The 22682-nt window shown below is 71.4% G+C and carries 18 protein-coding genes and 1 tRNA gene; 7 read left to right on the top strand and 12 right to left on the bottom strand.

Translation table 11 applies throughout. The annotated features are described in order from the left end of the window. Positions 1-69 precede the first annotated feature (69 nt). The 9 genes from EXE48_RS05625 to EXE48_RS05585 form a co-directional block, all read right to left on the bottom strand. Positions 70-1269, bottom strand: a complete 1200-nt coding sequence (locus EXE48_RS05625; RefSeq protein WP_053770412.1) for a metal-dependent hydrolase family protein — start codon at positions 1267-1269, stop codon at positions 70-72. Between the two features lie 80 nt (positions 1270-1349). Then, positions 1350-1658, bottom strand: coding sequence for a glutaredoxin family protein (locus EXE48_RS05620; protein WP_053770411.1), 309 nt, complete (start codon positions 1656-1658; stop codon positions 1350-1352). Continuing rightward, entirely contained in the window at positions 1655-2035 is a 381-nt protein-coding gene (locus EXE48_RS05615) for a DUF7126 family protein (RefSeq protein ID WP_137705008.1), read from the bottom strand. The genes EXE48_RS05620 and EXE48_RS05615 overlap by 4 nt, the downstream gene beginning before the upstream one ends. Beyond that, entirely contained in the window at positions 2035-2952 is a 918-nt protein-coding gene (gene guaA / locus EXE48_RS05610; protein WP_053770409.1) for a glutamine-hydrolyzing GMP synthase, read from the bottom strand. Before guaA ends, EXE48_RS05615 begins: the two co-directional genes overlap by 1 nt. After that, a complete protein-coding gene (pyrG, locus tag EXE48_RS05605) occupies positions 2953-4608 on the bottom strand; it encodes a CTP synthase (protein ID WP_053770408.1) in 1656 nt (551 codons plus the stop codon). Positions 4609-4719: 111 nt separating this feature from the next. Further along, positions 4720-6045: an outer membrane protein assembly factor BamB family protein gene (locus EXE48_RS05600; RefSeq protein ID WP_137710958.1), complete on the bottom strand. Its 1326-nt coding sequence runs from the start codon at positions 6043-6045 to the stop codon at positions 4720-4722. A gap of 166 nt (positions 6046-6211) precedes the next feature. Beyond that, positions 6212-6295 (bottom strand) — tRNA-Leu (locus EXE48_RS05595). A gap of 30 nt (positions 6296-6325) precedes the next feature. Next, positions 6326-7378 carry a PAS domain-containing sensor histidine kinase gene (locus EXE48_RS05590; RefSeq protein ID WP_137710957.1) on the bottom strand — a complete coding sequence of 351 codons (1053 nt, stop codon included), beginning with the start codon at positions 7376-7378 and terminating at the stop codon, positions 6326-6328. Between the two features lie 60 nt (positions 7379-7438). Continuing rightward, positions 7439-8320, bottom strand: coding sequence for an EamA family transporter (locus tag EXE48_RS05585; protein ID WP_053770405.1), 882 nt, complete (start codon positions 8318-8320; stop codon positions 7439-7441). 105 nt (positions 8321-8425) lie between these two features. Here EXE48_RS05585 and EXE48_RS05580 point away from each other — a divergent pair, with 105 nt between their 5' ends. Beyond that, the gene (locus EXE48_RS05580) at positions 8426-8977 is read left to right on the top strand and encodes a DUF309 domain-containing protein (protein ID WP_137710956.1); all 552 of its coding nucleotides are present in this window, start codon (positions 8426-8428) and stop codon (positions 8975-8977) included. 81 nt (positions 8978-9058) lie between these two features. Next, on the top strand, positions 9059-9862 hold the full coding sequence (locus EXE48_RS05575; RefSeq protein ID WP_053770403.1) for a M14 family metallopeptidase: 804 nt from the start codon (positions 9059-9061) through the stop codon (positions 9860-9862). On the opposite strand, the gene EXE48_RS05570 is transcribed toward EXE48_RS05575, so the two are convergent. Further along, on the bottom strand, positions 9863-10243 hold the full coding sequence (locus tag EXE48_RS05570; protein ID WP_053770402.1) for a cupin domain-containing protein: 381 nt from the start codon (positions 10241-10243) through the stop codon (positions 9863-9865). Positions 10244-10327: 84 nt separating this feature from the next. Between EXE48_RS05570 and EXE48_RS05565 the strand changes: the two genes are divergently transcribed. From EXE48_RS05565 to EXE48_RS05555, 3 genes are all read left to right on the top strand, one after another. Further along, positions 10328-11512, top strand: coding sequence for a CBS domain-containing protein (locus EXE48_RS05565; protein ID WP_053770401.1), 1185 nt, complete (start codon positions 10328-10330; stop codon positions 11510-11512). Between the two features lie 75 nt (positions 11513-11587). Further along, complete coding sequence (locus EXE48_RS05560) at positions 11588-13636, top strand: DUF460 domain-containing protein (RefSeq protein WP_137710955.1); 2049 nt, start codon at positions 11588-11590, stop codon at positions 13634-13636. Between the two features lie 120 nt (positions 13637-13756). Further along, complete coding sequence (locus EXE48_RS05555; protein ID WP_053770399.1) at positions 13757-14743, top strand: tyrosine--tRNA ligase; 987 nt, start codon at positions 13757-13759, stop codon at positions 14741-14743. A gap of 21 nt (positions 14744-14764) precedes the next feature. Here EXE48_RS05555 and EXE48_RS05550 read toward each other — a convergent pair whose 3' ends face one another. Together EXE48_RS05550 and EXE48_RS05545 are read right to left on the bottom strand one after the other, a co-directional pair. After that, positions 14765-15532, bottom strand: coding sequence for a topoisomerase DNA-binding C4 zinc finger domain-containing protein (locus tag EXE48_RS05550; protein ID WP_199236352.1), 768 nt, complete (start codon positions 15530-15532; stop codon positions 14765-14767). An 88-nt stretch (positions 15533-15620) separates the two neighbouring features. After that, positions 15621-17963, bottom strand: coding sequence for a DEAD/DEAH box helicase (locus tag EXE48_RS05545; RefSeq protein ID WP_137710954.1), 2343 nt, complete (start codon positions 17961-17963; stop codon positions 15621-15623). A gap of 199 nt (positions 17964-18162) precedes the next feature. Here EXE48_RS05545 and EXE48_RS05540 point away from each other — a divergent pair, with 199 nt between their 5' ends. Together EXE48_RS05540 and EXE48_RS05535 are read left to right on the top strand one after the other, a co-directional pair. Continuing rightward, complete coding sequence (locus EXE48_RS05540) at positions 18163-18525, top strand: TRAM domain-containing protein (protein WP_053770397.1); 363 nt, start codon at positions 18163-18165, stop codon at positions 18523-18525. Between the two features lie 92 nt (positions 18526-18617). Continuing rightward, on the top strand, positions 18618-22679 hold the full coding sequence (locus EXE48_RS05535; protein ID WP_137710953.1) for an LAGLIDADG family homing endonuclease: 4062 nt from the start codon (positions 18618-18620) through the stop codon (positions 22677-22679). The last annotated feature ends 3 nt before the right edge of the window (positions 22680-22682 follow it).

The following is a 22682-nucleotide window of genomic DNA, read 5'->3' as shown; positions in this document are numbered from 1 at the left end:
GGCCGACTCGGGGTAAAAATGCCCGTTCCGGCGGCGGTGGGTGAGCGGGCGGTCCGGGGTCGGCCTCGGTCAGGCGACGCGGTCGCCGCGCGCGAACACGGCCGCGGGGTCCTGCCACGCCGTCACGTCCTCGGTCGGGTCGGCGTCGAGGACGACCAGGTCCGCCGCGTACCCCTCCGCGACGCGGCCGACGTCGTCGAGGCCGAGCAGGTCGGCCGCGTTGACCGTGGCGGCTTCGAGCGCCCGTTCCGGCGAGAGCCCGTAGTCGACCATGTACGCCAATTCCTGCGGGATGTCGGCGAAGAAGTTGAACGGCGTGCCGGCGTCGGTCCCCATCGCGATGGGAACGTCGGCCGCCAGGGCGTGGTCCCACGCGTCGTCGAAGCGGTCCACGGCGTCCTCGGCCTTCGCGACCGCGTCCTCGGGGATGCCGGCCTCCACGCCGTGGTCGGCGATGCCGCGGAGCGCGCTCGCGGTCGGGACCCAGTAGGTGCCGCGCTCGGCCATCATCTCGGCGGCCTCGCGGTCCATGAACGTCCCGTGTTCGACGCTGGAGATGCCGGCCTCGACGGCGTTTTTGATCCCCTCCTCGCCGTGGGCGTGGGCCGCGGTCGGCGTGTCGGTCGGCGCCGCCGCGTCGGTGAACGCGGCCAGCTCCTCGGGGGTCAGCTCCGGCGCGCCGGTCACCGCGCCCTCGGTGAGGACGCCGCCGGTGGCCATACACTTGAGCACGTCCGCGCCGGCCTTCAGCTGCTCGCGGGCCGCCTTCCGCACCTCGGCGGGGCCGTCCGCCTCGCGGCCGAACCAGTTCCCGTGGCCGCCGGTCATGATCACGTTGCGGCCGCACGCGAGGACGCGCGGGCCGTCGATCTCGCCCGCGGCGACCGCCTCGCCCGCGTCGAGCGCGAGCGTCCCGCGGCTGCCGAGGTCCCGGACGGTGGTGACGCCGGCCGAGAGGGCGGCGTCGAGGTTGCCCGCGGCCCGGTAGCTCGCGGTGTAGTCGCTCTCGGAGACCGCGGTCGAGACGTCCGGGCGGCCGTCCATCATCACGTGGACGTGCGCGTCGATCAGCCCGGGCGCGACCACGCGGCCGCTCGCGTCGACGCGTTCGAGGTCCGCGTCCGGAACGTCGTCGACCGCGCGCTCGACCGCCTCGGAGTCGCCGACCGCCGCGATATCGCCGTCCACGACCGCCACGTCGGCCAGCCGCGTTCCCTCTGCGTCCGCGACTCGACCCCCGGTGAACAGGTGTGCGCCGCTTTGTGTCATGCCGATCAGAGAGGGAGACGCGAAGGTAAAGGGTCGGGTCGCGGTAGGAGGGGCGGACGGTGCCCGGGACGCCGACCGCGTCAGGTCGCCGCCAAGAGCTTCAGCCGCAGGTCGCGCTCGTCGACCTCGTACTTGAACGCCGGGGTGCCGTCGACGAGGACGTACGGGACGCGCTCGCCGTACTCGTCGGCGAGCTCGGGGTCGGCGTCCACGTCGACCACGTCGAGGGCGACCGTCACGCCGTCGAGGTCGGCCGCGACCGACTCGATCGCCTCGCGGGCGACGACGCACAGCGAGCAGTCCTCGCGGGTGTAGAGGGTGACCGGGACGGTCGTCGCGTCCGCGGCGTCCTCGCGTCCGGCCGGGTCGCCGGCGTCGTCCCCGCTCACGGCTCGCCGTCGTCGGAGAGCAGCTCCTCGGCGACCGTCGCGGCGCCCAGCAGGTCGGGGTCGACCGCGAGGTCGGCGACCGTCGCGACGAACTCCGGCAGCGACCGGCTCGCGTAGGTGACGACGCGGACCTCGGGGTTCAGCTCCTTGGCGACCGGGATGCCGGTCGCCTCCTCGACGTCGGTGAGGACGAAGTAGGCGGCGTCGGCGACGCCGGCGTCCTCGAGCTTCGGCGCCGTGACGAGCCCCTCGACCCGACGGACCTCGACGCCGAGCGCGGCGAGCTCCTCGCCGAGGCCGTGCCGGTCGGGGCCGGCGACGACCGCGAGTCGGCCCTCTGTGCGGCCGCCGTCGGGGCGGGCGGGGGTCCCCGCCATTACTCGTACTCGATCGTCGCGGGCGGCTTGTGGGTCACGTCGTACACCACGCGCGCCACGTTCTCGTTCTCGCCGGTGATCCGGCTCTGGATCCGCTGGAGCGTGCTCCAGTCCAGCTCCTGTGCCCGGGCGGTCATCCCGTCGCGGCTCTCGACGGAGCGCACCGCGACCACCCAGCCGTGGACCCGATTGTCGCCCTTGACCCCCGTCGCCTTGCCGAGGACCGCGGCGAACGCCTGCCACGGGTCGTACTCCGCCAGTTCCTCCTCGACGACGTGGGTCGCCTCGCGGGCGACCGCGGCCTTCTCGGGCGTGACCTCGCCGACGATCCGGACCGCGAGACCGGGCCCGGGGAACGGCATTCGCTCGGAGATGATCGCTTCGAGGCCGAGCGCGCGGGCGACTTCGCGGACCTCGTCCTTGTAGAGGTCGCGCACGGGCTCGACGATCCCCTCGAAGTCGACGACCTCGGGGAGCCCGCCGACGTTGTGGTGCGACTTGATGTTCCCCTCCGACTCGATGCGGTCGGGGTAGATCGTCCCCTGGACGAGGTAGTCGGCGTCCACGTCGCGCGCGACCGTCTCGAACTCGTCGATGAACCCCTCGCCGATAACGTGGCGCTTCTCCTCGGGGTCGGTGACGCCCGCGAGCCGGTCGAAGAAGCGGTCCTGCGCCTCGATCACTCGCAGCGACTCCATAAACTCGAACGTGTCGCGGATCTCGTCGGTCTCGCCCTTCCGCATCAGCCCCGTGTCGACGTAGACGGGGGTGAGCTGGTCGCCGACCGCCTCGTACGCGAGCGTCGCCGCGACCGAGGAGTCGACCCCGCCGGACAGGGCGATCACGGCGTTCGCGTCGCCGATCGCCTCCCGGATCTCCGCTTTCGCCTCCGCGATGAAGTCCTCCGTCTCGACCATCTATAGCCTCACGTCCGCGTTCCGCTCGGTTGTGTCCGTCGATCCCAGCGCCGCCTCGACGAGGGAGACGAACGGCGGGCTCGCGCGGTCCGGACGCGACCGGAACTCGGGGTGCGCCTGCGTGCCGAAGAAGAACGGGTGGTCGGCGCGTTCGAGGATCTCCATCCGGTTGTCCGCGCGGCCGGAGAAGACGAGGCCGTCGGCCTCCAGGGCGTCGATGTACTCGGGGTTCACCTCGTAGCGGTGGCGGTGGCGCTCCGTACAGGCGTCGGCGCCGTACACCTCGGCCGCGAGGGTGTCGGGCTCGATGTCGGTCTCGTGGGCGCCGAGCCGCATCGTCCCGCCCATGTCCTCCGTCTCGTACTGCTCGGGGAGGAGGTCGATGACGGGGTGGGGCGTGTCGGGGTCGATCTCCGCGGAGTGGGCGCCGTCGAGCCCGAGGACGTGCCGCGCGTGTTCGACGACGGCCATCTGGAAGCCCAGGCAGAGCCCGAGGAACGGCACGTCGTTCTCGCGTGCGTAGCGGACCGCCTCGATCTTCCCGTCGGTGCCGCGGGAGCCGAACCCGCCGGGGACGACGACCGCGTCGGCCGTCGCGAGCCGCTGCTCGTGTTCCGCCCGGGTCTCGTCGGCGTCGACCCACAGCACGTTCACCTCGGTGCCGGTCTGGATGCCGGCGTGCTTCAGCGCCTCGTGGATCGACATGTAGGCGTCTTCGAGGGCGTACTTGCCGACGAGCGCCACGTCGATCTCCTCGTCGCGGTCGCGGGTGACGAGGTCCCGCCACTCGGTCGAGCGCTCCGCCTTCGGGAACGCCTCGTCGGCGAGGCCGAGCCGCTCCATCACGTACTCGTCTAACCCCTCGTCTTCGACCATCAGCGGGACGTGATAGATGTCCTCCACGTCGGGGTTCGAGAAGACGGCGTCCGTGGGCACGTCGCAGAACAGGGCGATCTTCTCTTTGGTCTCCGGGTCGAGCCGGTCCTCGGAGCGCCCGACGAGGACGTCCGGCTGGAGCCCGATCGAGCGCAGTTCCTTCACGGAGTGCTGGGTCGGCTTCGTCTTCTGCTCGCCGTTCTTCGAGTACGGGACCAGGGTGACGTGCGTGAAGAGGATGTCCTCGTCGTCCTCCTCGTGGGCGAACTGGCGGAGCGCCTCGAGGAACGGCATCGACTCGATGTCGCCGACGGTCCCGCCGATCTCGACGAGGCAGACGTCGGAGCCCTCGGCGGCCTCGCGGATCCGCCGCTTGATGTCGTCGGTGACGTGCGGGATGATCTGGACCGTCTTCCCGAGGTAGTCGCCGGCGCGCTCGCGCTCGATGACGTGCTCGTACGTCTTCCCCGTGGTGACGTTGTGGTCGAACGTCATGTCGGTGCCGAGGAAGCGCTCGTAGTTGCCCAGGTCGAGGTCGACCTCGCCGCCGTCCTTGAGCACGTACACCTCGCCGTGCTCGTACGGGTTCATCGTCCCGGCGTCGACGTTGAGGTACGGGTCCACCTTGACGGCGGTCACGTCGAAGCCCGCGTTGGCGAGAAGGCGCCCGGTGCTGGCGGCCGTGATGCCCTTGCCCAGCCCGGACATCACTCCGCCCGTGACGAACACGAACTTCCGACCCAGCGAGGGGTCGTACCCCGTGTCGGGATCTGCTGGCATATCGACCGTCCGGCAGGCCGGGGCAAAACCGTTTCGGACCCCGCGTTTCGCTGGACGTTCGTGGCTATCTGCCGAGGCTCCGCCCGACCGTTCGACGGCGGTGCGGCCGGGTCACTCCGGCGCGGCGAGCCGGTAGCACATGCCGGGTTCGTCGGTGTCCTCAGGGGCGCGCTCGGTGTAGTAGACCCCGTCGTCGGTGACGAACGGGGCGCTGGTCACCTCGCCGTTGCCCTCGACCGCCCAGGTCACCGAGCCGTCCCCGCGGTCGAGCGCGTAGAGGTGGTGGTCGTACGAGCCGACGAGGACGTGCCCGTTCGTCACGGTCACGTTCCCGGTGATCCACCCGTCCGTCGGGGTCGACCACAGCTCCTCGCCGGTCGCCAAGTCGATCGCGTAGACGTTCGTGTCGTGGCTCCCGACGTACACCGTCCCGTCGTGGACCGCCGGCGCGCACATGACGCCGCCCGTGCGGATCGGGTCGGGATCGCCCGACGGCGACACGGACTCGTCGGTCTCGAACGCCCAGAGCCCGGAGCCGTCGGCGACGTCGACGGCGGTGACGGTGCCGGCCCACGACGGCACCACCGCGATCCCGCGGCTGACCGCGATCGGGGCCTTGACGTCGCCGCCGGTGTCGAAGGTCCACGCGCGCTCGCGGTCGGAGACGGACCACGCGTAGACGCGGCCGTCGTTGGCGCCGAACAGGAAGCGGTCGCGGTCGAGGTCGACCGCGACGGTCGAGTGGGGGTGGTCGGTCGGCCGGCCGTCGCGCCACACCTCCTCGCCGCTCTCGGCGTCCAGCGCGACGGCGGCGCCGCTCGGCGGCGTGAACTCGACGGCGAGGTACAGCGTCCCGTCGTGGTACGTCGGGCTGGCGGCGGCCGCGTCGCCGACGTCGGTCTGCCACTCGATATCGCCGGTCGCGACCGAGACCGCGGAGACGACGCCGTCGTAGGTGCCGACGTACGCCGACCCCTCGGCGACCGCGGGGGTGCCGTGGCTCCCCCACTTAGCGTCGGAGAGGTCCGTCGCCCAGTTCGTCGTCCCGTCGACCGCGATCGACTGGATCCGGCCCGTGTCGTCGGCGACGAGGACGTCGCCCGCCGGCGTCGGCATCGGGCTGCCCTTCGAGGCGGAGTGCTCGCCGCGGTTCGCCGGCACCGACCACCGCACCTCGACGCTCTCGGGTATCGTCGCGTCGATGTGGCCGTGGTTCCGCAGCCCCTGTCGGAACTGCGACGTGAGCCCGTCCGACGACTGCGGCCGGGCGGTAAGATCCAGGGGCAGGTCGACTCCGTCGAATCCCGACCCGGCGCCGGCGGCGGGCGAGTCGCCGTCGCCCGGCGAGTCGCCGCCGATCGAGCTACACCCGGCGAGGCCGGCGACGCCGACGCCGCCGGCGACGCGGAGCCAGTCGCGGCGCGTGCGATCTCTCATAGGGACCGGTTCGGGGGTGAGGATAAAAACCCACCTCGCTCGGAGCGAGGTGGGTCGCGGGACGCGACGCGGCCGCGGCTGGTCGAGGCAGCGGTCCGAGTGAAGTTTTGCGAGGGAAGAGCGCTCCGAGAGCGTCTTCCGCATCACGGGGGGTGGACCCCGGCGATGCGAGGGGAGGGATTTGAACCCACGGACCTCTACAGGAGCGGATCTTGAGTCCGCCGCCGTTTCCGGGCTTGGCTACCCTCGCACGCGGGCTGGCGTTAGATGGGCGCCTCCTTTACGCCGTCGGTTCCGCGCCGACCAGCGTCGCGCGGAACCCGCCCGCGACGGACTCGTCGATTTCGAGCGTCCAGTCGTGCGCGGCCGCCACGCGCTGGACGATGGCGAGCCCGATCCCGGTCCCGCCCCCGGGGGAGACGCCGAAGTCGGTCAGCGCCGCGCGCGCCTGCTCGTCGTCCGGCAGCCCCGGGCCGTCGTCGGCCACGTACACCCCCCGGTCGTCGACGCCGACGCGGACCGTGGGGGCGTCCCCGCCGTACTCGAAGGCGTTGCCGATGAGGTTGCCGATGGCGCGCCGGAGCAGCGTCGGGTCGCCGGTGACGGGACCGGCCTCGTCGACGACGAGGTCGGCGTCGGGGGGGCAGTCGCCGAAGTCGCCCGACTCCAAGCAGTCGGCCGCGAGCTCGGAGAGGTCGACCGCGGCGTCCTCGGTCTCGATCGCTTCGGGCTCGCGGGCCATCACGAGCGCCTCCTCGATCATCGTCTCGATCCGGTCGAGCGCGTCCTCGGCCGCCGCCAGCCCCTCCGTCTCGTCGGTCTCGCGCGCGAGGTCGACGTAGCCGCGGGCGACCGACAGCGGGTTCCGGAGGTCGTGCGAGAGGAAGCCGGCGAGGCGTTCGAGCCGCTCGTTGAGCCGCTTCAGCTCGCGCTCGCGTTCGACCCGCTCGGTCACGTCGCGGATGACCCCGACCGCGCCGACGATCGACCCGTCGTTCTCGATCGGCGTCAGCCGCGTCTCGGTGGTGACGTCGCTGCCGTCCGCGAGCGTCGTCGTGAGCTGGACGCGCTCGTCGTCCACCTCGCCGTCGAGGACCCGTTCGACCGCCGCCCGGTAGCGGTCCCCCGTCTCCGCGCTCCAGTACCCCGCCTCCACGAGCCGCTCCGGGTGCCTCCCGTGGAGGACGGCCTCGTCGAACCCGGTCACCTCGCGGAGGCGCTCGTTGACGAACACCCGGGTCCGGTCGGCGTCGAGGACGTAGGCCCCGTCGCCGAGGGCGTTCACGATCGACTCGGCGTGGTCGATCGGACTCGACTCCGACGGGGGTTCCATGCGGTCGCTACGGGGCGAGCCGTAAAGTCCTCTCGGGTGACCGACGGCGCGCCCGGCGAGTCACCCGGCTATCATGGCGACGCCGACCACCGCGAGGACGGCCGCGACGAGCCGGAGCCGGAAGTGGCGCTCGCCGAGCAGCACGCCGCCGAGGACGACCGCGACGATAGCCTGCGTGTTGATCACGGGCGAGGCGACGCTCGCGGGCAGCGCCGCGAACGCGACCGTGGTCAGGTGCTCGCCGACGGCGACGAGCGCGCCGGCCGCGAGGAACTTCGGAACGTCTTCGCGGCTCGCGTCGATCGGGGTTCGCACCGCCGCCGGGAGCAACACGACGGCGACGCCGGCGAGCAGCAGCGGCACCCAGAGCGTGCCGGGGATCGCGAGCTCCTGGAGCGCGACCCGCTTGCCCACGTCGCCGACGGCGTAGCAGGCCGCGCTCGCGAGCGCCAGCTGGGCGGGCCGCGAGCGGGCGGCCCGCGCGAGCGGCGCGAAGAAGCTGCCCGGCTCGTAGTTCGCGACGTACACCGCGAGCGTGGTGACGACGACGCCGGCGACCTGGATCGGCGCCAACACCTGACCGAGCAGCCCGACCTCCAGCGGGAGGACGAACATCGGGACCACCTTGTTGATCGGCGCGACGTACGAGACCGCCCCGTCCTCGATGGCCCGCAGGAAGAGGACGAAGGCCGCGGCCGTCGCGACGCACGTGCCGGCGACGACGGCGAACCGCCGGGGGACGGCGATCCCGGCCAGCCCGGCCGCGGCGTCGCCGAACCCGACCGTGAGCCCGGTGCCCGCGAGGAACCACCCGAGCGCCGCGGCGTTAACCGCCACCGTCAGCGCCGCCGGGGGATAGTCGGCGAAGGCGCGCTTCAGGACGAAGAGGTACGTCCCCCAGACGACGGCGGCGGCGACGGCGAAGAGGAGCCCGGCGTCCATTCGTTCGCCCCGAGCGCGACCGGCGGAAAGAGTGGTTCGATCCGGGGCCGCCGGGCGCCGGGCCTCGCGAAACGGTTAGGTCGCTGCCGCGAGAACGCCGCGCACATGGACGACCACACCCGCGACCCGGGCGTCGCCCCGCCGCTCGGGAACCCGACCGGGTGGCACGCGGGCGACGAGCCGTCCGGCGACGGGGAGCCGTCGGCGGAGGGCGCGGCCGACGCGGGGGCCGTCGGGGGGTACTGGGAGCACGCGACGCTGCGGCGCGCGACCGAACACGGGGTCCGGCTGTTCAACGACGGCGCCTACCACGAGAGCCACGACTGCTTCGAGGACGAGTGGTACAACTACGGGAGCGGCACGGCGGAGAGCGCCTTCCTCCACGGGATGGTCCAGGTCGCGGCCGGCGCGTACAAGCGCGTCGACTTCGAGAACGACGCCGGGATGCAGTCGCTGTTCGAGACGGCCCTCCAGTACCTCGACGGCGTTCCGAGCGACTTCTACGGCGTCGACGTCGCGGACGTCCGAGAGACGCTCCGCGCCGCGCTCGACGACCCGAGCGCGGTCGACGGCTGGCAGATCACGCTCGACGGCGCGCGGCCCCCGGCGTACCCCGCGGACTACGAGTACGCGGAGCGGGTCGACGAGAGGCACTGAGGGCGGGCCGACGACGCGGGCGAGGGCTCGCGGCCGCCGCCGATCCGAACGCCACTTATCAGCCGCCCGCCTGGAGGTCGTATGGAGATTCACGACCTTGGCGACGGGGAGCCCGAGGTCGCCGTGGTCGGCGCGATCCACGGCGACGAGCCCTGCGGCGCCCGCGCCGTCGAGCGCCTGCTCGACGCCGACCTCGCCCCCGAGCGTCCGGTGCGGCTGATCGTCGCCAACGAGGCGGCGCTCGACGCCGGCGAGCGGTACCTCGACGCCGACCTCAACCGGGCGTTTCCGGGCAACCCCGACGCGGCGGCCCACGAGGTGCGGCTGGCGGCCGACCTCGTCGACGCGCTGGCGGGGTGTACCACCCTCGCGATCCACTCGACGCAGTCGTACGCCGAGCCGTTCGCCGTCATCGACTCGATGGACGAGGTGACCCGCGCGGTCGCGCCGCACCTCCCCGTCGACGCCGTGATCCAGACCGACGCGTTCACCGAGGGCCGGCTCATCGAGCACCCGCACACGCTCGAAGTGGAGGCCGGGCTCCAGGGCTCCGAGGGCGCCGCCGACAACGCCTACTGGCTCGCCCGCGCGTTCCTCGCGGCGACCGGCGCAATCACCGCGCCCGGCGCGGACGACGTCCTCGACGCCGGGGGCCGCGAGGACGTGTCCGTGTTCCGGCTCCGCGAGCGGATCCCGAAGCCCGACGCCGAGGCGTACGAGGTGTTCGCGCGCAACTTCGAGCGCGTCGAGTCCGGCGAGCGGTTCGCGGCCGCGGACGGCGAGCCGCTGCTCGCCGACGAGCCCTTCTACCCCGTGCTGCTGTCGCCGAACGGCTACCGCGACCAGTTCGGCTACGTCGCCGATCGGGTCGGCACGCTGGAGTAGCTACTCGACGAGCTCGATGGCGTCGTCGCCGTTCGGCACCGCGCAGATGAACGCGCCCGGCTCGTCGCCCGCGTTCCGGTACCAGTGTTCGACGCCCGCGGGGATGAGGAGGGCGTCGCCCGGCGACACCCGATGCTCCTCGTCGCCGACGCCGACGACGTACTCGCCGGAAAGGACGTACTGCTCGTGTTCGACCGCGTTGGTGTGGCGCGGGACCTCGGCGCCCGGCGCGAGTTCGAACCGGCGCATCGCGAAGTTCGGGGCGCCGTCGGACTCGTCGAGGAGGACGGCCTTCGAGAGCCCCTCGGCGGCGTCGACCGGCTCGGACGCGACCGCGTCGGCGCGTTTCACGACCGCCCCGGGATCGGCTGTGTCGCTCATGGGCGTCCGTGACGGGCGGGAGGTACTTAACCGATCACCGCACTGACCCGGTGACTTAACCGATCACCGGCCGAACCGGAGGGTATGCGTGGAATCAAGGTCGGGAGCGCGTTCGGTATTCCGATCCGCCTCAACTGGACGTTCTTGCTCGTCTTGCCGCTGTTCGCGTACCTCATCGGCGGAGAAGTGAGCACCATCGCGGAGGTGATGAACGAGGTCGCCGGGCTCGGCATCGACACGGCCGCGGTCGCGACCGGGACCACGCCGTGGATCCTCGGCCTGTCGGCCGCGGTGGGGCTGTTCGCCGGCGTGCTGCTCCACGAGTTCGGCCACTCGCTCGTCGCCATGCGGTACGGCTACGAGATCGAGTCGATCACGCTGTGGCTGCTCGGCGGCCTCGCCAGCTTCGCCGAGTTCCCCGAGGACTGGAGACACGAGTTCTGGATCGCGATCGCCGGCCCGCTCGTCAGCGTCGCGGTCGGGGCGGCCTGCTACGCCGTCGTCCTCGTCGCGCCGATGGGCTCGAACGCCGTCCTCTTCGTCTTCGGCTACCTCGCGCTGTTGAACGTCGTGCTCGCGGTGTTCAACATGCTCCCCGCGTTCCCGATGGACGGCGGCCGGGTCCTCCGGGCGCTGCTCGCGCGGAACCAGCCGCACGCGCAGGCGACCCAGCGGGCCGCCGCCGTGGGGAAGGTGTTCGCGTTCCTGATGGGGATCATCGGCCTGTTCACCTTCCAGCTGCTGCTCATCGTCCTCGCCTTCTTCGTCTACATCGCCGCCTCCGGCGAGGCCCAGCAGACGACCCTGAAGGCCGCCTTCGAGGGCGTCAGCGTCACCGACGTGATGACGCCCCGCGAGGACCTCCACACGGTGACTGAAGACACCTCCGTCGCCGACCTGATGAGCCGGATGTTCGAGGAGCGCCACACGGGCTACCCGGTCCTCGACGGCGACGACCTCGTCGGGATGGTGACGCTCGAAGACGCGCGGTCGGTCCGCGAGGTGGAGCGCGACGCCTACCGCGTCGACGACGTGATGGCGACCGACCTCGTCGCCGCCGACCCGAACGCCGACGCCCTGACCGCGCTCCAGACCATGCAGGAGCACGGCGTCGGGCGCCTCCCGGTCGTCGACGCCGACGGCGCGCTCGTCGGGCTCATCTCGCGGTCGGACCTGATGACCGCGTTCAACATCATCCAGACCGGCGGCACGCCGGGCGTCATCAGCGGCCGACGACAGGGGGCCGGCGACGAGTCGCGGATCCTCTGACCGCTCGCGCCCCGGCGACGGCCGGCCGCACCCCCCGGCGTGGGGTATATACGCGGCAACGACCTACCTCGGTACGTGACAACCCGGACCATCCGCGCCCGCGACCGGCCGGTGTTCGGCGTCGACGTCCACAGCGGCGACGTCCGCGGCGACAGCCCCTCCTACGCGCTCGTCATCCTCGACCCCGTCGACGAGGACGACCCGGACGCCCCGGACGCGGACGGGCCGATGGCCCGGGTCACCCGCGACGTGGTCTCCTTCCGGAAGCTCTGCCGGCTGATCGACGACCGCGAGCCCCTCTACGTCGCCACCGACAACGCCTACGAGCTGGCGGCCGACAAGAACGAGCTGGTCGGCTTCCTCCGGTCGCTGCCGGACGGGACGCGGCTGGTCCAGGTGACCGGCGCCGAGCGCCCGGAGCCGCTCTCGCGGGTCGCTTCCCGGCACGGGATCCCCTACGGGAAGGAGCCGATGAAGGAGGCGGAGGCGGCCGCGCGGCTCGCCGCGGCCAACGTCGGCCACGAGGTGACCGCCTTCACCGACGAGACGACGGTGAAGGTGTCCCGCGGCCGCTCGACGGGCAAGGGCGGGTGGAGCCAGGACCGCTACACCCGGCGGATCCACGGCAACGTCCGGAAGCGGACGCGGCAGGTCCAGTCGAAGCTGAACGAGGCGAACCTCGACTTCGAGCGCGACGTGACCGAGAAGTACGGCGGCTACGCGAACGCGACGTTCACCGTCGAAGCCCGCCCCGAGGACATCCCCGTCTCGGACTCGCGGGCCGGCGACGTGCGCGTCGAGGTCGAGCGCGAGCGCCGCGACGGCATCGAGTACGAGCCGCTGGTGAAGCGGCGCGACCGCGTCATCGTCGGCATCGACCCCGGCACCACCACCGCGGCCGCGGTCGTCGGCCTCGACGGCACCGTCCACGCGCTCTACTCCTCGCGTACCGGCGACACGGCCGAGGTGACCGAGTGGATCGTCGAGCAGGGGCGGCCGATCATCGTCGCCGCCGACGTGGAGCCGATGCCGGAGACCGTCGAGAAGTTCCGGCGCTCGTTCGACGCGGCCGGGTGGCGCCCCACGACGGACCTCCCGGTCGACGAGAAGCTCCACCGCACCCGCGAGGCGAGCTACGACAACGACCACGAGCGCGACGCGCTCGCCGCCGCGCTGTACGCCTACGACGACCACGAGGACCAGTTCGAGCGGATCGCGGCGAAGACGCCGCCGCGGCTCGACCGCGAGGCGGTGATCGCCGGCGTCGTCGCCGGCGGCTCGTCGGTCGAGGCCGTCGTCGAGGACTTGAGCGAGGACGACGGCGACGGCGACGATGGGAGCGACGAGGCGGAGGCGGACCCGACGGAGCCGGAGCGCACCGAGGAGGAGGAGACGATCCGCCGGCTCCGCGAGCGCGTCGACCGGCTGGAGTCCCACGCCGAGTCGCTGGAGGAAGACCTCGACGAGCGCGACGACCGGATCGCGGAGCTGGAGTCCGAGTTGGAGGAGGCGAAACGCGAGGAGCGCATCGAGGCCCGCACGCGGCGGGCGGTCTCGCGGCTCGAACGCGAGACGGACCGGCTGGAGCGCGAGCGCGACGAGGCCCGCGAGCGCGTCGAGGACCTCGAACGGAAGGTGGAGACGCTGAAGGAGCTGTGGCGGCTCGACCACTCGAACTTCGGCGACGTCGCCGAGGGGCAGGGCCTCGTGAGCGTGAAGGTCGTCGAGCAGTTCACGCTCGACGCGCTCGACGCCGCCGACGAGGCGTACGGGCTCGTGGCCGGCGACGTGGTGTTTCTCCGGGACGCCTCCGGGGCGGGTCGCCGGACCGCCGAGCGGCTCGCCGAGGCGGAGCCCCGCGCGGTGATCCGCGGCGAGGGGAACCTCTCGGACGTGGCCGACGAGGTGCTGTTCGAGCGGGCGGTTCCGGTGGTGCCCGCGGACGCGGTGCCGGTCCGCGAGGTGGACGAGCTGGCGGTCGCGAGCGAGGAGGCCCTCGTCGAGGCCGTCGACGAGTGGGAGGAGCGCGCCGAGCAGCGCCGCCGCGACGAGAAGGCCGAGCGGATCGACCGGATCATCTCCGAGCACCGCGCGGGGCGGACGCTGCCCGAGACCGAGGAGTGACCCCGACCCGGTCGCCTCGAAACCGAGGAACCGGCGGTCGACGGCCGCGCTGGCGGCGCTCCCCGTGAGTCGTCGGCACGCATCCAGAAGTCATATGTCCGGGAACGCACACTCGGAGGTATGGACGCTCACGAGCTGATCACCCGGAACGCGGCCGAGGTGGTCACCGAGGCGGAGATCGAGGCGCTGGCCGACGACCCCGAGGGCAAGCGGGCGTACGTCGGCTACGAGCCCTCGGGCGTGCTCCACATCGGTCACATGCTCACCGCGAACAAGCTCATCGACCTCCAGGAGGCGGGCTTCGAGGTCACCGTGCTGCTGGCCGACGTACACGCCTACCTCAACGACAAGGGATCGTTCGAGGAGATCCGCCACACCGCCGAGCGCATGCGCGACCAGTTCATCGCCTACGGGCTCGACGAGTCGAACACGCAGTTCGTGCTCGGCTCCGACTTCCAGCTCGACGACGACTACACGCTCGACCTCCACGCCCTCGAACTGGAGACCACCCTCTCCCGCGCCGAGCGCGCGATGGCGGAGATCAGCTCGGGCGACTCGGTGAAGGTTTCGCAGGCCGTCTACCCGCTGATGCAGGCGCTCGACATCCCGTACCTCGGCGTCGACCTCGCGGTCGGCGGGATGGAGCAGCGCAAGGTCCACATGCTCGCGCGCGACGTGCTCCCGAGCATCGACCGCGAGCCGCCGACGAGCCTCCACACGCCGCTTATCGCCGACCTCGGCACCGGCCGCGGGAAGATGTCCTCCAGCGAGGGCGTCACCATCTCGATGGAGGACTCCCGCGAGGACATCGAGTCGAAGGTGAACGACGCCTACTGCCCGCCGACGGCCGACCCCGAGCCGACCGACGACGGCGCCGAGCGCGAGAACCCCGTCCTCCAGGTGTTCGAGTACCACGTCTTCCCGCGGTTCGACGCGGTGACCGTCGAGCGCCCCGAGGAGTACGGCGGGAACCTGGAGTACGACGCCTACGACGACCTGGAGGGCGACCTGGAGTCCGGCGAACTCCACCCCGCGGACGCGAAGGGCGCGCTCGCGGAGTACCTCGACCGCCTCATCGCGCCGGGGCGCCAGCAGCTCGCGGAGTAGGTCGGTCGTTCCGCGGCGCCCTCACTCGGCGTCCGCCTCGTTCCTCGCCGCGCGACCGTCGAGCGCGCAGGTCCCGTCCAGACAGCCGAGCCCCGCCGCGGTCTCGAAGACGGGGAGCCCGCAGTCGCACTCGTCGACGACGACCCCGGCCGGGAACGAGAAGGTCGTCTCGCAGTCGGGGTAGTTCTCGCAGCCGAGGTAGACGCGGCCGGGCGCGGAGCGGACCCGGAGGTCGCCGTCGCAGTCCGGGCAGTCCCAGACGCCGTCGAAGCGGTCGCTGACTGCCTCCGCCATGGGGTCGCAGCCCGGGTCGAGACAGAGGTGGAACGGCTCGCCGCGCTCGACGCGAATCTTCGGGAGCCCGCAGTCGTCGCAGGTGGCGTCCGTGACGCTGGCGCCCGCCGGCAGCCCCCGCCGCTCCTCGCAGTCCAGGCAGACCACGTCTCCGCGCGAGCGCACGAGCGGCCCGCCGTCGTCCGGGCAGGTCCCGACCGGGACGCCGGCCTCGGTGACGGGGAGGGCCCGGCTCGCGGTCGCCTCCGCCGCGACGACGCGGAGTCGCCGGGAGCCGTCGCGGGCGGTGACGGTGAACCCGTCGCCGTCGCCCTCGACGACGACGCTCTCGGGGCGGGTGAGCCACGCGACGGGCTGGTAGCCGTCGGCGTCGTGGACGAGCGTCGTGTCGTCGGGTTTGATCAGGACCACGACCCGTCCCCGGTGGGTGCGGGTGCGGTCGCCGCGGTCGGTTACCTCGCAGTCGCCGGCCAGCACGCGGAGTCGCTGCGGCATGGGGCGACTGGCCGCGGAATGACTGAAAAGCGCTCGTAACGGGGTTTATCCGGGATGCGGAGCGCCGGTAGCGGGCGGGGCGACGCCGTCACTCCACCCGGACCGTCCGCGTCGCGGTGACGGGGAGGAGCGGGAGGTCGGGGAAGACGACCTCGACGACGAACTCCAGCTCGTCGGCGTCCGGCGGCCCGAACACGCCGACCGGGACCGTCGCCGTCCCGTCGAGGTACGTCGTCGTCGCGGTCATCTCCACGTCGTTGACCGTGACGCGGATCCCCGCGCGGGCGCTTCCGGAGACGGCCTCGACGGCGACCTCGCACATCTCGTTGTCGCCGACCGCGATGGCCTCGGGGAAGTCCCCCCAGTCGACGTCGACGCGGGGGCAGTCGCGCGCGGCGTCGACGATCCGCTCCGCGACGGAGTCGCTCATGCCGGCGCGTTCGAGGTCCGCCGCGCCGGTGTCGACCACGTCGACCGGGGAGGCGAGGCCGGCGTCCGCGAGGCGCTCGGCGCGCCCGGAGCCGACCCCCTCGATCGCCGTGAGCGCGACCGCCTCGCGGGAGACGCCGTGCTCGACGCGCGCCTCGACGCGGCGGGCGAGGTTGGCGGCGCGCGGGCCGGCGAAGCGGTCGAGGAACTCCGCGAGCGCGGCGAGGAGGCGGAGCGCGTTCTGTCGGATCACCCACGCGTCGGACCGGAGGTCCGAGGGGATCGAGTCCGCCATGCCGGCGAGCAGGATGGCGAACACCTTGCGGTGGCCGTCCTCCAGGTCGGTGTCGCGCCCGTCGAGGACCCGGTCGATCGCGTCCGACTCGGCGGACCGCGCCGAGACGGAGTCGAACTCGCCGGCCGACGCGACGGTCTCCAGCACGGAATCGACCGTCAGCGTCTCGCGGTCGGCGAGGCGGCGGAAGCGGCGGGCGGTGTCGAGCCGGAGGTAGTACTTGGAGGCGAGCCGTCCGAGGGCGGTCGGCTCGATCGCGAGGTCGTCGTCGGCCGCGACGAACCCGTCGTCGACGAGCGATTCGAGGTGGTCGCGCACGCGGTCGCGGAGCGTCGGGAAGTCGTACTGCTCCGGTTGCGACCGCGCGCGGACGTAGTAGAAGGTGGTCTCCAGCCACGCCATCACGTCCTCGAGCCCGCGGATCGTCCCCATCGCGATCTCGGCGTTGAGGTGCGACTCGAGGTCGGCGGCGAGCCGCGACTCGATCTCCTTGCCGTCGCGCAACAGTTTGCGGTACCTGTCGGCGTCCCCGCGGTCGCAGACCACCCAGCCGTACCCCACGTCGTCGTACTCCGGCCGGCCGGCGCGCCCGAGCATCTGGAGCACGTCCAGCGGCGAGATGTCCGTCTCCCCCTCCAGCGGGTCGTGGTACTTGGTGTCGCGGATCACGACGCAGCGCGCGGGGAGGTTCACCCCCCACGCCAGCGTCGACGTCGAGAAGAGGACCTTGATCTTCCCCTGCTTGAACCACTCCTCGACGCGGTCGCGGTCGTCCTTCCCGAGGCCGGCGTGATGGAAGCCGACGCCGTCCGTGACCGACTGGCGGAGCGTGTCGTTGGTGAGCTCTTTGGCTTCGTTGTGGAAGTCGTAGTCGTCGCGTGAGTCGATCGGGATGTCCCGCTCGGTTATCTCGTCGCGCGCCTTCTTGGCGGCCTGAACCGTGTCCTGCCGAGAGGAGACGAACACCAGCGCCTGCCCGTCCTCGCGGACGTGCGGCTCGGCCAGGTCGAGCGCGCGGTAGAGCCGCCGGTACTTGTCGGCGAAGGCGTTCGAGCCGTGCGAGTACGTCTTCACGCCCGTTTCGAGGTCGACCGGGCGGTACTCGTCGCCGAAGGCGTAGGTCGTCTCCGCGGGCGCGTCCAGCCACTCGGCGACGTCGTCGATGTTCGGCATCGTCGCCGACAGCGCCACGACGCGGGGGTCCTGGAGCCGGCGGAGCCGCGAGACGGTCACCTCCAGCACCGCGCCGCGCTTCTCGGAGTCGAGCAGGTGGACCTCGTCGATGACGACGCAGTCCACGTCGGTGATGAAGGAGTAGCGCGCGGAGTCGTGCTTCCGGGTCGCGCTGTCGGCCTTCTCGGGCGTCGTCACCAGCACGTCGGCGCGCTCGGCGCGGCGCGGGTTGAGGTTCCGCTCGCCGGAGACGACGTAGACGGAGTAGCCCAACTCCTCGAAGCGCTCCCACTCGCTCTCCTTCTCGTTGGTGAGCGCGCGCAGCGGCGCGACGAAGAGGGCCGTCCCGCCCGCGTCGAGCGTCTTACAGATGGCGAGCTCGGCGAGCGCCGTCTTCCCGGAGGCCGTCGGCGCCGACGCGACCACGTTGTGGTCGGTCTCTAAGATGCCCGGCAGCGCCTCCCGCTGCATCCGGTTGAACTCGTCGAAGCCGAAGGCGTCGGCGAACTCCGGCACCGCGTCCGCGACCTTCACGGCACACCACACCCGTGCACGAGTCGTCGGGATCCGCGGCTGTGTCGCATTCGGATCGAGAGGGGGGCTTCGAGGGCAAAGGCGTTTCTCATGCGCCCGCGGGGAAGCCGAGGCGGTCGAGGGAGACACAGGCGAGGTGATCAGTCCCGCGGCGCCGCGTACCCACACCGTTTAGGTGACCGCGGCCGACCGCCCGGGTATGATTCCAACGTCGCCGCTCGTCGTCGGTATCGCCGTGGCGGTCGCGCTGCTCGCGCTGTTCGTGCTCGCCCGCCGGCTCCGCGGGCCGTCGAGCGAGGCGCGCGAGTCGAAACGCGCCCACGAGGCGGCACAGGAGCGCGAGCCGCCGGTCGAGATCGGCGAGACCTACGAGTTCGGCGTCACCGAGCTCACCGACCACCACTCCGGCGACGAGGTCGCCGTCGGGAAGGTCGAGGGGTTCGTCGTCTTCACCGAGGAGATCCCGAGCGGGCTCGAACCGGGCGACGTGATCCGCGCGAAGGTGCTCTCCTTCAACGAGGGCCGCACCTCCGCCGACGCGACGTTCGTCGAACGCGCGTAGCCGAGGGCGGACCGGCAGAGCGAGACGGCGGCCGAGACCACGTCCGCTCCGAACCGGAGGTTCATACGTGATGCCGACGAAGTGGTGTCGCAATGGCTCAGGCCGGCACCCAGGACCTCACGGAGCGGTTCATCCAGTTCTATCGCAACTACTACCGTGAGGAGATCGGACAGCTCGCCCAGCGGTACCCCAACGAGCAGCGCTCGCTGTACGTCTCCTACGACGACCTCTTCCAGTTCGACCGCGACCTCGCCGAGGACTTCCTGAACAAGCCGGAACAGATGCGCGAGTACGCCGAGGAGGCGCTGCGGCTCTACGACCTCCCCGCCGACGTGAGCCTCGGCCGCGCGCACGTCCGCATCGAGGACCTCCCCGAGAGCGTCGACATCCGCGGCATTCGGGTCCACGACGACCACATCGGCAAGCTCGTCTCGATCCAGGGCATCGTCCGCAAGGCCACGGACGTCCGCCCGAAGGTGACCGAGGCCGCCTTCGAGTGCCAGCGCTGCGGCACGATGACGTACATCCCGCAGTCCGACGGCGGCTTTCAGGAGCCCCACGAGTGCCAGGGCTGCGAGCGACAGGGCCCGTTCCGCGTCAACTTCGACCAGTCCGAGTTCGTCGACTCCCAGAAGCTCCGCATTCAGGAGTCGCCCGAGGGCCTCCGCGGCGGCGAGACCCCCCAGTCGCTCGACGTCGACATCATCGACGACATCACCGGCGAGGTGAGCCCCGGCGACCACGTCACCTGCGTCGGCGTCCTCCACATCGAACAGGTCGAGCAGGGCAACGAGAAGTCCGCCATCTTCGACCTGTACATGGACGGCGTCTCCATCGCCATCGAGGACGAGGAGTTCGAGGACATGGACATCACCGACGCCGACAAACGCGACATCATCGAGCTCTCCGAGCGCGACGACATCTACGAGGCGATGGTCGGCTCCATCGCGCCCGCCATCTACGGCTACGAGGAGGAGAAGCTCGCGATGATCCTCCAGCTGTTCTCCGGCGTCACGAAGCACCTCCCCGACGGCTCGCGGATCCGCGGCGACCTCCACATGCTCCTGATCGGCGACCCTGGCACCGGGAAGAGTCAAATGATCAGTTATGTCGAGAATATCGCTCCAAGATCAGTTTATACCTCAGGAAAAGGATCATCTGCGGCGGGCCTCACGGCCGCGGCCGTCCGCGACGACTTCGGCGACGGCCAGCAGTGGTCGCTCGAAGCCGGCGCGCTCGTCCTCGCGGACAAGGGGATCGCGGCGGTCGACGAGCTGGACAAGATGGACTGCGTCACCGGCGACGCGCTAGTCTCCCTCGCCGACGGGCGCGTCGAGCGCATCGGAGAGCTGGCGCGGGAAGCGGCCGAGGACGGCGAGGTCGAGGAGCTTTCGAACGGGCGGCGTATCCGCGACGTCGACCTCGACGTCTGGTCGATGAACGAGGACGGAAACCTCGTCGAGCGGTCGGTTTCGGCGGTCCACGAGTACGACGTGCCGTCGGAACTGACCCGAGTGACGACGGAGACGGGCGAGTCGCTGACCGCGACCGCCGACCACCCGTTCTTCGTCCTCGACGACGGCGAGCGCGTCGAGCGCGAGGCGGCCGCGCTGAACGACGGCGACTGGGTGTACGTCCCGCGCGAGATCCCGACGAGGGCGGCGGACGGCGGAGCGGTGGCCGCGAGCGGGGGAGGGGGGCCGGCGACCGAGCCCGGCGACGGCCCGACGGTCGACGCTGACGGGGTCGACCCCGCCACGGCGAGCGTCCTCGGGTACCTCTCCGGCGACGGCAACATCTACTACGACCGCGACGAGGGCGTCTACGGCGTCCGGTTCACGAACACGGACGACGGACTCCTCGACGACTTCGAGCGCGCGGCGCGGGCGGCGTTCGACGCGGAGCCGGTGCGGCCGCCGAGCGAACGGCGCGACGACGGCGTCGAGACGGTCCGGGTCGCCGGGAAGGAGCACGCCGACGCCGTCCTCGACGCGGGGATGAACCTCGGTCGGTACGACGAGAAGTGCTTCCCGACCGCCGTGACGACGGGGAGCCGCGCGGCGAAGGCCGCGTTCGTCCGCGCGCTGGCCGACAGCGAGGGCCACGTCGACGAGTCGGCGGGCAACGTTCGGATAGCGTCGGCGAGCCGAGACCTCCTCCGCGGCACCAAGAACCTCCTCTTACAGTTCGGCGTGTCGAGCCAGCTCCAGCACCGCGAGCGAGACGGCGGGCGCGACGTGTACTACCTCACGGTGACCGACGCGGACTCGCTCGCGGCGTTCCGGCGGTACGTCGGGTTCACGGCCACGCGGAAGGCCGAAGCCCTCGACCGCGTCGTCGACGCCGCCGACGGCGACCGCACGATTCTCGACGTGGTCCCGGAGGTCGACGACGTGCTGGCGCGGTGTCGCGACTCGCTCCGGCTTCACCAGAGCGAGTGCGGTATCGGCGCCGTCACCTACCACGACTTCGAGACCGGGAGCGCGAACGTCTCGCTCCACCGCGCGGAGCGGATACTCGCGGCGTTCGAGGGGCGGCGCGAACGCGCGGCCGACGACCGCGACGCGCTCGACGAGACGGCGACGTGGGGGACGCTCTCGGAGCTTCGGGACCGGTACCACGTCTCGCAGTCCGAACTCGCCGAGGGGACGGCGCTGTCCCAGCAGCGGATCTCCCGCGAGTGGGGCGAAAGCGAAACCGTCCGTCGGACGGTGGCCGCGCGACTCCGAGCGGCGCTCACCGACGTCGCCGAGACCGACCTCGGCGACCTCCGCGAGTTCGTCCGCGGCGACGTGAAGTGGCGTCGGGTCGAGTCGGTCGAGACGGTCCCGCCCGGGTCGGTCGAGCACCGCGGCGAGGTGCTCCGGCAGCGTCTCGCCGACGTCGTCGGCGGGCCGGCCGACACGGCGGAAGAACGCGCTCGCGACCTGCTCGACCGCGGTCCGGTCGGCGAGACGCGAGCGGCGCTGTCGGAGGCGCTCGACGCGTACGGGGTCAGTCAGGCGGACGTGGCGTCGGAGCTCGACGTGAGTCAGGCGACCGTGTCGCGGTGGCTGTCCGGTACCGTCGAGACGGACCACCTCGACGACCTGCGCGAGGCCGTCGTTGAGGAGGTCGGCGCCGTGAAGGCGGAACTGCGGTCGATCCTCTCCCGGATCGACGACGGCGAGCGACCGAGGGTGTACGACCTGACCGTCGAGGGGACGCACAACTTCGTCGCGAACGGGCTCGTCGTCCACAACTCCTCGGACCGCTCCGCCATGCACGAGGGCCTCGAACAGCAGAAGATCTCGGTCTCGAAGGCGGGGATCAACGCCACTCTCAAGGCGCGGTGTTCGCTGCTCGGCGCCGCGAACCCCAAGTACGGTCGGTTCGACCAGTACGAGCCGATCGGCGAGCAGATCGACTTAGAGCCCGCGCTCATCTCGCGGTTCGACCTGATCTTCACGGTGACGGACAGCCCGGACCCGGAGCACGACTCCCGGCTGGCGCAACACATCATCAAGACGAACTACGCCGGCGAACTCAACACCCAGCGCGAGGAGCTGGCGAGCTCGGAGTTCACCTCGGAGCAGGTGGCGGAGGTGACCGAGGAGGTCGCGCCGGAGATCGACTCGGAGTTGCTGCGGAAGTACATCGCCCACGCGAAGCGATCTTGCTTCCCGACGATGACGGAGGAGGCGAAGGAGCTGATCGAGGAGTTCTACGTCGACCTGCGCTCGAAGGGCGCCGACGAGGACGCGCCGGTGCCGGTGACCGCCCGGAAGCTGGAGGCGATGGTGCGGCTCTCGGAGGCGAGCGCGCGGGTGCGGCTCTCGGACACCGTCGAGCGCGAGGACGCCGACCGCGCGACCGACATCGTCGAGTCGTGTCTCAAGGACATCGGCGTCGACCCGGAGACGGGGCAGTTCGACGCGGACGTGGTCGAGACGGGCACCTCGAAGAGCCAGCGCGACCGTATTAAGGGCCTCAAAGACATAATTAATGAGATTGACGCCGAGTACGAGAACGAACCAGGAGCACCACATGATGCCGTCGTTGAGCGCGCCGCCGCGGAGGGAATTGACGAGGATAAAGTGAAAAACGAAGTTGAGAGTTTGAGGCAGAAAGGGGACATCTACAGCCCAACCAACGACCAGTACAAGGTCGTTTGATCT

It is taken from the genome of Halorubrum sp. ASP1, from assembly GCF_005435135.1.
Taxonomy (GTDB): Archaea; Halobacteriota; Halobacteria; order Halobacteriales; family Haloferacaceae; genus Halorubrum; species Halorubrum tropicale.
Note: the sequence above shows the minus strand (reverse complement) of the source record. Positions and strands in the feature narration are given on the sequence as shown.

Coding starts and splice junctions, on each gene's coding strand:
- EXE48_RS05535 (WP_137710953.1), top strand. CDS start 18,618: ATGGCTCAGGCCGGCACCCAGGACCTCACGGAGCGGTTCATCCAGTTC.
- pyrG (WP_053770408.1), bottom strand. CDS start 4,608: ATGCCAGCAGATCCCGACACGGGGTACGACCCCTCGCTGGGTCGGAAG.
- EXE48_RS05550 (WP_199236352.1), bottom strand. CDS start 15,532: ATGCCGCAGCGACTCCGCGTGCTGGCCGGCGACTGCGAGGTAACCGAC.
- EXE48_RS05565 (WP_053770401.1), top strand. CDS start 10,328: ATGCGTGGAATCAAGGTCGGGAGCGCGTTCGGTATTCCGATCCGCCTC.
- EXE48_RS05600 (WP_137710958.1), bottom strand. CDS start 6,045: ATGAGAGATCGCACGCGCCGCGACTGGCTCCGCGTCGCCGGCGGCGTC.
- EXE48_RS05555 (WP_053770399.1), top strand. CDS start 13,757: ATGGACGCTCACGAGCTGATCACCCGGAACGCGGCCGAGGTGGTCACC.
- EXE48_RS05585 (WP_053770405.1), bottom strand. CDS start 8,320: ATGGACGCCGGGCTCCTCTTCGCCGTCGCCGCCGCCGTCGTCTGGGGG.
- EXE48_RS05590 (WP_137710957.1), bottom strand. CDS start 7,378: ATGGAACCCCCGTCGGAGTCGAGTCCGATCGACCACGCCGAGTCGATC.
- guaA (WP_053770409.1), bottom strand. CDS start 2,952: ATGGTCGAGACGGAGGACTTCATCGCGGAGGCGAAAGCGGAGATCCGG.
- EXE48_RS05615 (WP_137705008.1), bottom strand. CDS start 2,035: ATGGCGGGGACCCCCGCCCGCCCCGACGGCGGCCGCACAGAGGGCCGA.
- EXE48_RS05575 (WP_053770403.1), top strand. CDS start 9,059: ATGGAGATTCACGACCTTGGCGACGGGGAGCCCGAGGTCGCCGTGGTC.
- EXE48_RS05540 (WP_053770397.1), top strand. CDS start 18,163: ATGATTCCAACGTCGCCGCTCGTCGTCGGTATCGCCGTGGCGGTCGCG.
- EXE48_RS05580 (WP_137710956.1), top strand. CDS start 8,426: ATGGACGACCACACCCGCGACCCGGGCGTCGCCCCGCCGCTCGGGAAC.
- EXE48_RS05625 (WP_053770412.1), bottom strand. CDS start 1,269: ATGACACAAAGCGGCGCACACCTGTTCACCGGGGGTCGAGTCGCGGAC.
- EXE48_RS05570 (WP_053770402.1), bottom strand. CDS start 10,243: ATGAGCGACACAGCCGATCCCGGGGCGGTCGTGAAACGCGCCGACGCG.